15 protein-coding genes are annotated in these 12,519 nt (G+C 50.9%); 12 read left to right on the top strand and 3 right to left on the bottom strand.

All coding sequences use genetic code 11. The annotated features are described in order from the left end of the window. Positions 1-4 precede the first annotated feature (4 nt). Both D479_RS11935 and D479_RS11940 read left to right on the top strand, forming a co-directional pair. Positions 5-481: a PadR family transcriptional regulator gene (locus D479_RS11935; protein WP_241210929.1), complete on the top strand. Its 477-nt coding sequence runs from the start codon at positions 5-7 to the stop codon at positions 479-481. Between the two features lie 125 nt (positions 482-606). Next, entirely contained in the window at positions 607-1,422 is an 816-nt protein-coding gene (locus D479_RS11940; RefSeq protein ID WP_008637359.1) for a hypothetical protein, read from the top strand. A 4-nt stretch (positions 1,423-1,426) separates the two neighbouring features. Here the strand turns inward: D479_RS11940 and D479_RS11945 are convergent, their stop codons facing one another. After that, positions 1,427-1,720 carry a hypothetical protein gene (locus D479_RS11945; RefSeq protein ID WP_008637361.1) on the bottom strand — a complete coding sequence of 98 codons (294 nt, stop codon included), beginning with the start codon at positions 1,718-1,720 and terminating at the stop codon, positions 1,427-1,429. A gap of 55 nt (positions 1,721-1,775) precedes the next feature. Here D479_RS11945 and D479_RS11950 point away from each other — a divergent pair, with 55 nt between their 5' ends. The 10 genes from D479_RS11950 to D479_RS11995 all read left to right on the top strand — a co-directional run bounded on the left by D479_RS11950 (position 1,776) and on the right by D479_RS11995 (position 10,406). Further along, complete coding sequence (locus D479_RS11950; protein WP_008637363.1) at positions 1,776-2,315, top strand: adenylate kinase; 540 nt, start codon at positions 1,776-1,778, stop codon at positions 2,313-2,315. Further along, positions 2,312-2,836 carry a GNAT family N-acetyltransferase gene (locus tag D479_RS11955; RefSeq protein ID WP_008637365.1) on the top strand — a complete coding sequence of 175 codons (525 nt, stop codon included), beginning with the start codon at positions 2,312-2,314 and terminating at the stop codon, positions 2,834-2,836. Before D479_RS11950 ends, D479_RS11955 begins: the two co-directional genes overlap by 4 nt. Before the next feature lie 36 nt (positions 2,837-2,872). Further along, positions 2,873-3,688: a lipid II flippase Amj family protein gene (locus tag D479_RS11960; RefSeq protein ID WP_008637368.1), complete on the top strand. Its 816-nt coding sequence runs from the start codon at positions 2,873-2,875 to the stop codon at positions 3,686-3,688. Positions 3,689-3,706: 18 nt separating this feature from the next. Next, positions 3,707-4,372, top strand: coding sequence for an HAD family hydrolase (locus tag D479_RS11965; RefSeq protein WP_008637371.1), 666 nt, complete (start codon positions 3,707-3,709; stop codon positions 4,370-4,372). 11 nt (positions 4,373-4,383) lie between these two features. Then, positions 4,384-4,884, top strand: coding sequence for a GNAT family N-acetyltransferase (locus D479_RS11970; protein ID WP_008637373.1), 501 nt, complete (start codon positions 4,384-4,386; stop codon positions 4,882-4,884). Positions 4,885-5,036: 152 nt separating this feature from the next. Continuing rightward, positions 5,037-5,861, top strand: coding sequence for a helix-turn-helix domain-containing protein (locus D479_RS11975; protein ID WP_008637375.1), 825 nt, complete (start codon positions 5,037-5,039; stop codon positions 5,859-5,861). Between the two features lie 92 nt (positions 5,862-5,953). Then, positions 5,954-6,946 carry an iron-siderophore ABC transporter substrate-binding protein gene (locus D479_RS11980; RefSeq protein WP_039871412.1) on the top strand — a complete coding sequence of 331 codons (993 nt, stop codon included), beginning with the start codon at positions 5,954-5,956 and terminating at the stop codon, positions 6,944-6,946. An 18-nt stretch (positions 6,947-6,964) separates the two neighbouring features. Further along, positions 6,965-8,992, top strand: coding sequence for an iron ABC transporter permease (locus D479_RS11985; RefSeq protein ID WP_008637379.1), 2,028 nt, complete (start codon positions 6,965-6,967; stop codon positions 8,990-8,992). Between the two features lie 44 nt (positions 8,993-9,036). Continuing rightward, positions 9,037-10,005, top strand: a complete 969-nt coding sequence (dapF, locus tag D479_RS11990; protein ID WP_008637380.1) for a diaminopimelate epimerase — start codon at positions 9,037-9,039, stop codon at positions 10,003-10,005. A gap of 5 nt (positions 10,006-10,010) precedes the next feature. Beyond that, positions 10,011-10,406, top strand: coding sequence for a secondary thiamine-phosphate synthase enzyme YjbQ (locus D479_RS11995; RefSeq protein ID WP_008637381.1), 396 nt, complete (start codon positions 10,011-10,013; stop codon positions 10,404-10,406). Between the two features lie 148 nt (positions 10,407-10,554). Here D479_RS11995 and D479_RS21200 read toward each other — a convergent pair whose 3' ends face one another. Then, positions 10,555-10,680: a hypothetical protein gene (locus D479_RS21200; protein ID WP_255358479.1), complete on the bottom strand. Its 126-nt coding sequence runs from the start codon at positions 10,678-10,680 to the stop codon at positions 10,555-10,557. A 260-nt stretch (positions 10,681-10,940) separates the two neighbouring features. Continuing rightward, positions 10,941-12,179, bottom strand: coding sequence for a YeeE/YedE family protein (locus D479_RS12000; RefSeq protein ID WP_008637382.1), 1,239 nt, complete (start codon positions 12,177-12,179; stop codon positions 10,941-10,943). Positions 12,180-12,519 lie beyond the last annotated feature (340 nt).

The following is a 12,519-nucleotide window of genomic DNA, read 5'->3' on the forward strand; positions in this document are numbered from 1 at the left end:
AACTTTGTTATATGTAGAGAGACATCATGGCTACGAATTGAAGCTGGAGATGGACTCCCTTCTTGGTATGAAGGGAAAAGTCAATCCAGGACAGATTTACACGACGCTCGACCGTTTGATCCGGGACGAATTGGTATCGTCTCCGGGCTTGGATGATCAGGACAGGAAGCTGTTCGAATTGGAGCAGAAGGGGAAGGACCAGGTGGAAAAGTGGCTGCTGGAACCGGTGCCTTATCATTCGACGAAGGACGACTTCTTTTTCAAATGGAACTGCTCCCGCAGAATCGGTTTTCAGGACGAAGATAAAATGCTCCAGAATCAGAAGGAAGTGATCCTTAAAGGGGTCATGGAACTGACGTCCGCGAAGACGGAAGCCCTTATGAAGGGAGACGAGAATACGTACCTATGGATGAGCGGGCTGCTGCTGCACCTGGAGGCGGACTTGAACTGGATCATGCAGGTGGAAAACAGGATACGATAACGATTCAGGCAGGGGATCCCGAGAAAGGGTCCCCTGCTTTTTTTTACTATTCCATTAGACACCGTACCATGCTACATTGGATAAAGGTGGAATATTGAAAATTCTAAAAAGGTGGTCGTGAACGAATGCTTGCAACGATGTATAAACGGAGGGAGAAACTGGCCGCCCTGCTGTCCGTCATTCTTTTGGCCGTGCTCTCTGTCTATGTGTTATGGAGACCGCCGGGAACAGCGGAGCAGTGGCTGAATATTGCTGTGTTTGCGCTCCCACTTCTATTCATGGGCAGTATGGTGGTTTCCAGCAGACAGAAATATAACAAAGTAAAGAAAGTGGAGGTACCGGAATCGAATAATTCTCTTTCAGAGGTGGATCATCTTGTGCTGAAAGGAGATGCCGGATGGTTCCCCCGCCTGCTCATCTTCGAAAAGAACGGCGCTTATCTGGGCGGATGGAAGCTAGACAAAGCCGCCTGGTGGGTGCGCCCTCTGATCCTCTATCGAAAATCGGTGCTGTCATTCTTTCCGGCGACATTCGGATTTTACTCCAACACAGGGGAACGAATCCTCTCCTGGAGTCGAAAAGGGTTTAAAGATACGGTCGTAACGATTTACGACCGGGATGGGGAAACGCTCGGGTCTTACATACAGAAAGAATTCAAAAGCCTTGTCCATATTAAGGGGGAGCTCAGGGGAACCGATGGAAACAAACTTCTGTCTGTTCAGGTGTCCGGGTTTTCCGGTGATTTCAACCTGGTGGACGAAGAAGGGCGGTGTTGGGCGGACTTTTATAACGGCAGGTTCCCGCATGAATATACGGAACTGTTTCGGGATATCGATAATGATATCGTCGGACTCTCCGGACAGCTTCGGGAGGACGAGAAGCAGCTGGTGATCGGTGCTGTCGGCTTCCTTTTCATGGAGCGTCAGCAGAGAAACCGGTAGTGGATCAACGAAGATCTTTTGGGTAATATTTGGGCTTGAACAGCAGGCCGCCTGCCATGATGATCAGTCCGTTGAAGAAGAGGACCATCGCGCCGATCGCTCCGAAGACGTGTTCCGCTCCGTCAAGGTCGCGGGTGACAAAAAGAGCGAGCGCCGCCCGGATAAGAAAGTAGAATACAGCAGCGCCTGCTGTGGACAGAAGGGCTCCGGTGATCAGCCAGCTTTTCTTATTCCTTTTCACAAAAGTGGCTACGGCTGTGTTCAATAGAATGAGAATGACGATCAGAATTGTAATCATAGACTTTTTCCTTTCTGTAAAGAGTCTGGGAATCTAGTGGGTGGAGAGATGCAGAATGGATGACGCTACAAAGAAGATCAGGATTATCGGCTCGGTGGCAAGCGGGAAGACGACGCTGGCTAAGGAACTTTCCGAATATTTACATATTCCCTATATTGAAATGGATAATCTTGTATGGGACAGAGGGGGCGGGACAGACCGTCGGCGTACACCGCAAGAGAGGGATGCTTGCCTTCACCAAGTTCTGGTGGAAGATCAGTGGATCCTCGAGGGGGTGCACCGAGGGGACTGGACGGAGGATACGTTCTTCGAAGCGGATGTCGTCCTTATGTTGGATCCGCCATACATGCTTAGAACCTGGCGGATTATCCGCCGTTTCTTCCGTCAGAAAGCAGGCTTGGAATCAGCCAATTATCGTCCCTCTCTGAAAATTTTCCTGCGGATGTTTCGTTGGAACAGACATTTCGAAAAGGTGGAGAAACGGAAGTTCCTGCAGTCAGAAGCCGGGTTGCTTCCGAAGACGAAACGGGTGACGCGGTGGAGCGGCGATCTTGAAAACCTGGACAGTCTGGTGCGCAGGAGGGATATGGGATGAAGCATGACGTACGCCGGTGGACGATCCGGTCGGCCGAAGTGGCGGATGCGGGAGAGTTGTCTGCCTTACGTTATCAGATAGATGGGGAGACGGAATACCTCGATCGGGAACAGGGGGAAGCGTTCCTTGATGAGACAGGCTTCCGTAAGTTGATTGAGAAGGATGCAGAAGCGGAGAACCGTTTGTTTCTTGTTGCAGAATCAGAAGGGAAACTGGTCGGTTTTGCACGGTGTGAAGGGATGGATTTAAAAAGGAAAGCCCATCAGGCGGAGTTCGGTGTTGCCGTAAGCAAGGAGTACTGGAGATGTGGGATTGGGAGGGGACTCCTTGAATCAGCTGTTGCCTGGGCGGACAGGAGCGGGATTGTTAAACTTACGCTGAGTGTCCTCGCAGCCAATCAAAAAGCAGTGGAGCTGTATAAGCAATATGGTTTTGTAGAAGAAGGCAGGCTGCGGGCAGATAAACGTCTCGCAGACGGCTATTACGATACGCTTCTGATGGCAAGGTTTCATTCCTTTTAATACTTAGTAAAACACAGAGAAAGAGGAGAAGGAAAGATGGCGTTCATCACAGCGAAAGTCTTGTATATTTCCTTGTTCATTTTAATTATTCATACGATCGAGACCCTTGCCTATGCAGTCCGGCTGTCAGGGGCGCGGGTCGGGATGATCGCGGCGGCCCTGTCTTTGTTCAATCTGATGGTCATCGTGTCACGGATGGCGAATATGCTCCAACAGCCTTTTACCGGAAGTCTGGTGGATAAGGCTCCGGACGGGAACGCGCTTGGTTTTATCGAAGATCAATTCCGTGTCATCATCGGAGCGTCAACGCTAGGTACCCTGCTTGGCATTATTCTGCTGCCGACATTCATCGCCCTGTTCTCGCGGGCAATCATTCAGCTGTCGAAGCAGGGAGGCTCGGTGCCGTCTTTGATCAAACTGCTTCTCACCCCGCAGTACATCAAGCGCGGTCTTCATTTGATGCATATACCGAAGCGCTCTTATTTGAAAGGGGTATCGTTCACACGTATCCCGAAACGCTTGTTCTTCATCAACATGGTTGTCACAGCCGTCTATACCATCGGCGTGCTGTCTGCTCTATACGCTTCGCTGCTCGTCCCTGAACGGTCCAATACCGCAGTGATGGCTTCCGGGATGATTAACGGGATCGCGACGATTCTGCTTGCCGTTTTCGTCGATCCGAAGATTTCCGTCATGGCGGATGACGTCATTCATAAGCGCGGGGATTACAGCCGATTAAAAAGCGTCTCGCTGATGATGATCACCTCCCGGCTTCTGGGAACGCTGCTTGCCCAACTGCTGTTTATACCGGGCGCTTATTATATCGGTTGGTTCACTAAATTCTTAGTATAAAGAAAAGGGGATTAGAAAATGGAAAAAGCCGTGATTTTTGACATGGATGGAACCTTGTTTCAAACGAATCTGGTATTGGAATCAGCACTGGATGATGCTTTCGACTACTTGAGGAATTCCGGAAAATGGGAAGGACAAACACCGATTGAGCTGTATCGGGAAATCATGGGTGTGCCGCTTCCGGAAGTATGGAAAGCCCTGATGCCGGATCATTCCGAAGAGGACAGACGTTTGACGGATGCTTTCTTTCTTGCCAGGCTCCTTCACCACATCAAAGAAGGGAACGGGGCCCTTTACCCTCATGCTGGAGAGACGCTGCGTTTGCTGAAGGAGAAAGGCTGCCGTTTATTCATAGCCAGCAACGGTCTGATCGACTACCTTCAGTCAATTGTTCGCTGTTACAGTTTGGATGAATGGGTGACGGAGACGTTCAGCATTGAACAAATCGATTCTCTCGATAAGGCAGACCTGGTAAAGGAAATCGTGAACAAATACGATTTAAAGGACGCAGTAGTCGTCGGTGATCGTCTCTCCGATATTCGGGCGGCAGAGACAAACGGGTTGGTTTCTGTCGGCTGCCGTTTTGACTTTGCCAAGGAAGAAGAACTTGCCGAAGCGGATTATATCATTAATGACTTACAGGATCTGCTGCCCGTCGTTATGCAGACGGTAAGCGTGGAATAGGGGGAGGACAAATGGATCAATACCAAACGGAACGATTGACGATGATGGTTTTTACTTTGGATATGATGAACGCTGCTCTTGAGAGTAACACCCGGCTTAAGGAAGCATCGGGCTGTGAGGTTCCGGAGAATTATCCGATGGAATTGTACAAGCAGATGCTGCCGTACAAAATCGAACGATTTCACGAATATCCGGAAGAGAATCTATGGGAAGGTCTCATCATTCATACAGAATCGAACACAATCATCGGAGATATGGGCTTCAAAGGCGGCCCCGATGAGAATGGGGAAATGGACATCGGCTACAGCATCCTTCCAGAATATCGCGGAAACGGCTATGCTTCGGAGATGGCGTCGTCGATCGTCCGCTGGGGGTTAAAGCAGCCGGGTGTAAAGAAAATCACGGCGTCATGCTCGACCGGAAATCAAGCATCGATCCGGGTGCTTGAGAAAGCCGGATTCCAGCGGACCGGCGAGTCGGACGGGGAATGGTATTGGCAGCTGGAAGCGTGAGTACAGGTAGGATCGTGTCCATTCCCGGGCCACGCTTTTTCTATAAACGCATCATCCGCATATTTTTATGCGGATTTTTTCATTTTATAGACACCTCCCTTAGTCCTTCTTTCGATTATTAGGATAGAACACTTAAATCGGAGGAATGACGAATGATGATGAACTGGGTCCGCAAGCATCAAACATTTCAATCGAAGGCGGAGTTGGACAAGCACGTAAGAAGCTTCTTGTATAGAAGAAAGGCCGCTTTGTCGGAGGGGACGCTTGAGGTGCTTACGTTCCTTTGGCGGCACGCCGTGAAGTTTCCAGGCGTCGCTTTCCCTAAAAGGCAGACCGTCGTAAAAAGCACCGGCCTGAGTGAGAGCACAGTCGTAAGGGCACTCCGGCGGCTCGTCCAGGAAGGCCTGATTGAAAAAGTAAGGACGACGAAACCGAACGGTCGGCAGGGCGTGAATCTGATCGTTTTCCTTCCACAGGACACGGGTTCCCTTCCCGTTGATGACACCCCTCGCGACACCCTTCCTGACACCCCTCAAAAATCAGAGAAACCTTTCCATCTCTGCTCGGAAGCATCATTTTCCCAACCGGAAACAAAGGAGAAACAAAGAAAAGCTTCTCTTAGTAAATCAGTACCCCTCGACGCATCCTACCTTCCCTCTTTCATACCGAATCGCTTCATTCAAACAACAATACCCTTTTTACAGACAGATAAGATCCTTGATGCATGGCGCACGGTAGAAAATGCCTATAAACAGTCAGATTTGATGATGCCGTTGGAAGCTTATGAAGACTTGTACATCCAAACCTTCAAACAGGGCGTGTACGCGTGGAAAAAGGGAAGAATACGGACAGAGCTGCTGCGCTATTATTACGGAGGGCTTGTGCGGACGTTTGAAATACAGGCCAGGAAAGAGGCTTTTCAGCGGCAGGAATCCCTCCTTTATTATGACTGGCTCCAAGTGAATGAAAGCGTGTGAAAGGTTATTGACAGAAAATTGAGCATAGATTATGATAGATGTTATGAGAATGAGAATCTTTATCATTTACATAATTCGAAAGGGTGTTGAACGTGAAGAAAGTTTGGTTGTTTGCGTTAATGTTAGGGTTGGTGCTGCTTGCTGCCTGTGGTGGTCAGGAAGAAAGCGAAGACAGCTCGGATAGTCAAAGCGGAGAAGGAACCGATTCCCGCTCCGTAACGATTGAAGATGCTACAGGGGAGAAGACGATCGAAGGAACACCTGAGAAAGTCGTCGTTCTCGAGTGGACGTATGCAGAAAATATGCAGGCGCTCGGCATGGAGCCTGTCGGTGTAGCCGGATTGAGTGATTACGGGGACTGGGTCAATGTCGGTATCCCTTTCAGTGACTCCGTCGAAGACGTCGGTACGCGCCAGGAACCGAACCTCGAGGCGATCTCCCGCTTGAACCCTGATTTGATCATCGGGGTCGATTTCCGTCATGAAGCGATCAAAGAGGATTTGGAGAAGATTGCTCCGACGGTATTGTTCGCTCCATATTCTGAAGAAGCCTCCAAAGATCAGTTCCAGAACATGAAGGATGAATTTGCAGCCATGGCTAAAATCCTGGATAAAGAAGATAAAGCGGATGAAGTCATCCAGGACATGGAACAGACATTTGAGGAACAGGCCAAGCGTCTCGAGGATAGCGGCAAGGATGGGATGAATTATGTGCTGACTCAGGCATTCACCGCTCAAAACACACCGACACTCCGCTTGTTCACAGACAACTCGATGGCCGCTCAAATTATGAACCAGATGGGCATGAAGAACGATTACGAATCGGAGAATCTGGAAGTTTACGGCTACACGGAAACAACGGTTGAAGCCTTGCAAAACTATCAGGATTCGAACTTCTTCTATATCGTGCAGGAAGAAGACAATATCTTCACGAACCAGCTGGAAGGAAACCCTGTATGGGACGGTCTCGGCTTCGTTAAAGAAGACCGGACGTATCAACTACCCGGTGATGCGTGGACGTTCGGTGGACCATTGTCCGCAGAGGTACTCGCTGAGCAGGTAGCGGATGCCGCTCTGGAAGAGTAGAAAAGGGCGTGATTACGGATGAACGCTAAGCTTAAGAACACAATAGTTGCGGTCCTCACCTTCGGAGGTGGGACCGCGCTGTTGTGTCTTTTAACATTTATACATATCAATCAAGGGAATGTTTCGATTCCCTTATCAACAGTGATCGATGCGGTCTTCCGTCCGGAGGATACGCTTGAGCATCATACCGTCCGTACGCTTCGGATGCCGCGGGCGGTGATGGGGATACTTGCGGGCGGAGCACTTGCTGTGTCCGGAGTGATCCTCCAGACGGTTACGAAAAATCCGCTGTCTTCTGCAAGTACGCTTGGTATCCATTCCGGTACGTATTTCGCTGTCGTCGTCTCCACGATCTTCTTCCCGTCCGTCATGTTCGGGAATGGAATTCTGACGGCTTTCCTCGGCGGAATCCTTACTTTCCTGTTCGTGTACGTGCTGTCTGGCGGCAGCGATGCGACGCCGGTCCGAATGGTTCTCGCCGGAATGATTGTCACGTTCCTGTTCTCCTCCCTGACTTCTGTCCTGCAAATCTTCTTCGAGAACGAAACACAGGGGCTGTTCTTGTGGGGGTCCGGTACGCTGATCCAAAATGACTGGAGCGGCGTCCGCTTTTCCCTGCCGCTGATTGCCTTCGGCTTGACTGCTGCTTTAGTGTTTGCCGGGAAGCTCGACACGCTCACCCTGGGGGACGATGTGGCGACAGCCCTTGGACAAAATGTCCGGACGGTGAAGTTGGTTACAGTACTCGCTGCAGTTCTTTTGACTAGTGTAACGGTCAGCATCGTCGGTCCGATCGGATTCGTCGGCCTCGTAGCTCCGCATCTGATCAAGCTGCTCGGCTATCGTTCCCATGTGCTCCTGCTGCTCGGTTCGTTTCTATGGGGAGCGAATGTGCTGCTGCTTGCCGATGTGCTTGCACGCGTCATCGATCCATCCTTCAATGAACTTCCTGTCGGTGCCATTACGGCGTTGATCGGGTCGCCGTGGCTGATCTGGCTTGTCCTGCGTATGAAGCAGTCCGGAAATAAACAGGAGACGGGAGCGCTGCTTGCCGGGAAACACTCGGTTAAATGGCCGCTGAAGAAAATGCTCCCTGTCCTCGTCATCGTCATTCTTCTGACCGTGCTCGTCAGCCTCGCTTCCGGGAACTACGGCTTCGAACCGCTCGTCACTTATCAGGCGTTCTTCGGAGAAGGGAATACGTTCCTGCAGAGCCTCATCATTGATTTAAGGCTGCCCCGGGCACTTGTCGCTCTCTTCAGCGGCGCGGTGCTTGCGGTCAGCGGGCTCATTTTTCAAGGGGTGATGCGGAATCCTCTTGCGGACCCGTCTGTCATCGGGATTACTTCCGGCGCCGGCGTCGGTGCCCTGTTCACGATGTATGTGTTCAGCGTGTCGGCCATTTGGATTCCAGTCGGAGCGATGGTCGGTGCCTTTGTTTTCTTCTTAATTGTCATGACGCTCGGTGCGAAGGCGGAGTTTCAGCCGACGGTGCTCGCTCTTCTCGGTATCGGGATGTCCGCATTCGGTTCGGCCCTGATCCAAATCCTTGTCGTGCAGGCGGATCTGGGTGTCGCCTCCGCCTTGACGTGGCTGTCCGGAACGACCTATGCAAAAGGGTGGTCGGACTTGATTCAGTACTTGATCTGGCCGGTACTCCTGTTCGTGCCGCTGCTCCTTTTCTATATGAAAACGCTCGATGTGCTGGCGCTTGGCGATGATACGGCAAAAGGCCTCGGGCTGCATGTCCGCTCGATCCGCTTTCAAATGGCTTTCATTGCGACACTGCTTGCGGCCTCGAGCGTCGCAGCTGTCGGTGCCATCGGCTTCGTCGGACTGATTGCACCACATGTAGCACGCCTGCTTGTCGGCAGCGTCAACCAAAAGCTGCTGCCGGTGACGATGCTCATTGGCGGCGCTCTGCTTGTCATTGCGGATCTTTTCAGCCGGACGCTTCTTGCACCGAATGAGATTCCGTCCGGCATTCTCGTCGCTTTGATCGGAGCACCTTATTTTCTATGGTTGATGAAACGCCGCACCGCTTAACAAATATGCTATGATAGGAAAAAACAACAGGGGAGAGAACCAACATGCGCATTCCATTCATTAAATGCCACGGGTCGGGAAACGATTTTATCCTGATCGATGAAATAGAACATGACTTTGCATTCACAGAGGACGATAGAAGAGAGCTGTCTTTGCTTTTATGCGACCGCGAGCGTGGGATCGGCTCTGACGGAATTCTGTTCGTCCTGCCGAGTAAGAAAGCAGAAGGACGGATGCGGATGTTCAACTCAGACGGAACAGAAGCAGAGATGTGCGGCAACGGTCTCCGATGTGTCGCCCGTCATATGATCGACAAGATCGGCCGCGAGGATATCGCTATTGAAACAGAGAAAGCCGTTCTTCCTGTCAGGAAAGTCAAAGAAATCTACCCGGATGTTGATACGTATTCCGTTATGATCGAACCGGTTTCCTTTGATCCGGCCAGCCTGCCGATACGCACAGAGGGATCGGAAGCGGTGGATATAAAGATTCCGGAGCTTTCGGATATTCGCACGTTCACTGCTTTGAGCGTCCCGAATCCGCATATTGTAACCCTTGTCGACCGTGTGGAGGAGGAAGAAATCCTGGCGGTTGGCAGGAAGGCGAATGATCTTCCGGAGGTATTTCCGAACGGGGTAAACGTAAGCTTTGTTCAGGTGCTTGAGAAGAACAAAATATTCGTTCGTACCTATGAGCGTGGTGTCGGCTTGACGAATGCCTGTGGAACAGCCATGTCCGCTTCTTCTCTGGTGTCGACCATCCTTGGACCGAACGATCTTGATACGCCGATTGTCGTCATTAACAAAGGCGGAATGGTCAACTGCGTCGTGGAGAAGAAGGAAGGGCGTTTCTCCATCCAGCTGCGCGGGAATGGAACGAATGTGTACGAAGCGGCTGTCGAGGTGGATTTACATGCAGCTGCGTTCACCGTTTCCGAGAAGGAATATTTTGAAGAAGAGAATGCGTTGTACGAAAAACTGGAAGCTTTCGCTGCTTCTGAAATTGGAGGCTGATTGCTGTGATGAAGACGTTCCATGTAAAAACCGATCACCACGATCAAATGATCGATGTGACGGCTCAAGTGGAAGATTGGATTCAGGAACAGGGAGTGAAGGACGGCATCGTCGTCGTTTCCTCCCTTCACACGACGGCGGGACTTACCGTCAACGAAAATGCCGACCCGGATGTGAAGACGGATATGCTCCGTCGTTTCCGTGAAGTGTATCCCTGGGAACATCCCGAGGACCGGCATATGGAGGGAAACACGGCTTCTCACATGAAAGTGAGCACCATCGGTCATGCCCAAACGCTGATCATTGACGGCGGGCGGCTTGTACTCGGGACGTGGCAGGGCTTGTATTTCTGTGAGTTCGACGGTCCGAGGCAACGGAAATTCGTAGCGAAGCTGTTATAGGGAAAAGAGGCGGATGACGCCTCTTTTTTTGTGGAAAAAGCGGGACAGGTGGGGACTAAGGATAGTCGAAAAACCTGTCTTTCTTGGCGGGTGAACATGGTATAATTTGTATAGGGTAGTTGTTCGTTCCAACTGAATAGGGTGTCGGCTAATCCCCATGTCGAAGGCTGGAGGGGGTGATGCCTCTGAGTATGTATGAATCGTTGATGGTGATGATCGCCTTCAGTTCCCTTACTGTATCGATCCTCGGTTTAGTCGTAGCGATTTTTCGCATAAAAAAATAGACTCCCTATTCTGACGTGAATGCGGGTGAGTCTATTTTTCTTCATGTAGGCTGCGCCCCTTTTGGACGACAGCTATCCGGGGAGGTCGCAGTGCCAGCTGCGGCCTCTTTCTTCATGTGTACCCTTTATCTACCATTATCATACCACATTTCTCAATAAAAGGGCGCTTTTTTCCTTTTTGAAAATAAAACGAACGCATCCTATTCCTATGCAGGAAAGGATGCGTTCGTTCTTTTATAGGACTGTCCGATCAGCAGATGGAATCTTTCGGACTCGGATTCTTCAATCCAAACATCGGTCGGATGAACAGCGCCAGGTACGTACCAAGCAGAGCCATGATCATCCATACCCATCCATGCAGACTGAAGGAGGCGATTCCTCCGAAGTAAGCACCGATGTTACAACCGAAGGCAAGGCGTGCGCCGTAGCCCATAGCGATGCCTCCGAAGATGGAAGCCGTCGCAATACCGGGCTTGATTTTACCTGGTTTGAAGTTTCCTTGGAAGCTCGCTGCGATGAACGCGCCAAGAATGATGCCGAAGTTCATGACACTTGTGGAATCGGCAAGGACAGATTGGTTCAGTGGTGCAGGGTTATCCGCCCAGTACGTCCAGCTTGCGACGTCCACGCCGAACATCTGAATGAATTTGGAACCCCACAGCGCGAAAGCGGAGGTGATGCCCCAAGGATTGCCGCGTACCGTCAGTGTGAGTGCGTTGAGCAGGGCAAGCAGTACGGCAGCAACGAGCAGCGGCCATGCCCCGCGCCATAATTTCTTAAAGCCAGTCGTTGTCTTCAGCGGCGCCATTTTCGGTGGGTTCTTCTTTTTGGCGATTTTAACGGTTGCGCCGTAAATCCCTAGGAAAATAAGCATCTGCAGCACCCAACCGCCAAAATAACCGAAGCCGGTTGATTCCGCGAGGGAAATCGCCGGAAGGGATGGTGTTTCCCGCCAGAAACCGATGTGATAGGCACCTAGAACGGAACCGGCAATGAAACCGAGCAGCGTCAGAATCATGGACGATTTCCCGCCTCCGACCGTATATAACGTTCCGGACGCACAGCCGGATCCAAGCTGCATCCCGATTCCGAAAAGGAACGAACCGAAGATGACGCTGATCCCGACGGGGGATACATACCCTTGCGGGGTCGTCCCTGTGAAACTGAAGCCGGTAGAGAGAATGATGGCGAAAAGTGTTGTAGCTACGGCGAGCATCAGCATATGTGCCTGCAGCCCCTGTACATTTCCGACAGAAGCGAGTCTGCGGAAGGCCGATGTGAAACCGAAACGTGCATGGAGCAGCACGAGTCCGAGCGCGATTCCGATGAGGAAAAGCACCCCTTGTGTCATAGTCGTGGCCGCTGTGATAGCAATCAGCAGAACAATGGATACGATGACGCCGATCCATACGAACGGTTTCTGCACTGGATCAAGCGGAGCGACGACGGTCGTACGTCTGTTGTCTTGGTGGACAGCTTCTTGCTGCATCTATAAAAACCTCCTAATACTCATTTGTTTACTCGGTATTAACTTTTTCTCATTTTAAGGGATGGTGTTCTTTTTGTAAACAAACATGCATACATTGGTTGTACAGAGGGGACAAGTACCTGATTTACAAGGATTTTACATTCGGCCGTCCCGCAGAATGGTAGAATGGAAGTGTAGACAGGCTTTGTTAATAATAATGGGAGGGATGTCTTATACCTGTCGTCGTTCGCTCTTATGTCACTCGTCGGTTTTTCGTCGTTCACTTGAATGCAATTCGAAGAACCTCTTGGCATACATCCGGCGCACCTCCCCCGTGTAACAAATATATGTAAGAAAGCCC

It is taken from the genome of Halobacillus sp. BAB-2008 (genome assembly GCF_000328325.1).
Lineage (GTDB): Bacteria > Bacillota > Bacilli > Bacillales > Halobacillaceae > Halobacillus.

Coding starts and splice junctions, on each gene's coding strand:
- D479_RS11965 (WP_008637371.1), top strand. CDS start 3,707: ATGGAAAAAGCCGTGATTTTTGACATGGATGGAACCTTGTTTCAAACG.
- D479_RS12000 (WP_008637382.1), bottom strand. CDS start 12,179: ATGCAGCAAGAAGCTGTCCACCAAGACAACAGACGTACGACCGTCGTC.
- D479_RS11970 (WP_008637373.1), top strand. CDS start 4,384: ATGGATCAATACCAAACGGAACGATTGACGATGATGGTTTTTACTTTG.
- D479_RS11945 (WP_008637361.1), bottom strand. CDS start 1,720: ATGATTACAATTCTGATCGTCATTCTCATTCTATTGAACACAGCCGTA.
- D479_RS11940 (WP_008637359.1), top strand. CDS start 607: ATGCTTGCAACGATGTATAAACGGAGGGAGAAACTGGCCGCCCTGCTG.
- D479_RS11985 (WP_008637379.1), top strand. CDS start 6,965: ATGAACGCTAAGCTTAAGAACACAATAGTTGCGGTCCTCACCTTCGGA.
- D479_RS11955 (WP_008637365.1), top strand. CDS start 2,312: ATGAAGCATGACGTACGCCGGTGGACGATCCGGTCGGCCGAAGTGGCG.
- D479_RS11950 (WP_008637363.1), top strand. CDS start 1,776: ATGGATGACGCTACAAAGAAGATCAGGATTATCGGCTCGGTGGCAAGC.
- D479_RS21200 (WP_255358479.1), bottom strand. CDS start 10,680: ATGCGAAAAATCGCTACGACTAAACCGAGGATCGATACAGTAAGGGAA.
- D479_RS11960 (WP_008637368.1), top strand. CDS start 2,873: ATGGCGTTCATCACAGCGAAAGTCTTGTATATTTCCTTGTTCATTTTA.
- dapF (WP_008637380.1), top strand. CDS start 9,037: ATGCGCATTCCATTCATTAAATGCCACGGGTCGGGAAACGATTTTATC.
- D479_RS11975 (WP_008637375.1), top strand. CDS start 5,037: ATGATGATGAACTGGGTCCGCAAGCATCAAACATTTCAATCGAAGGCG.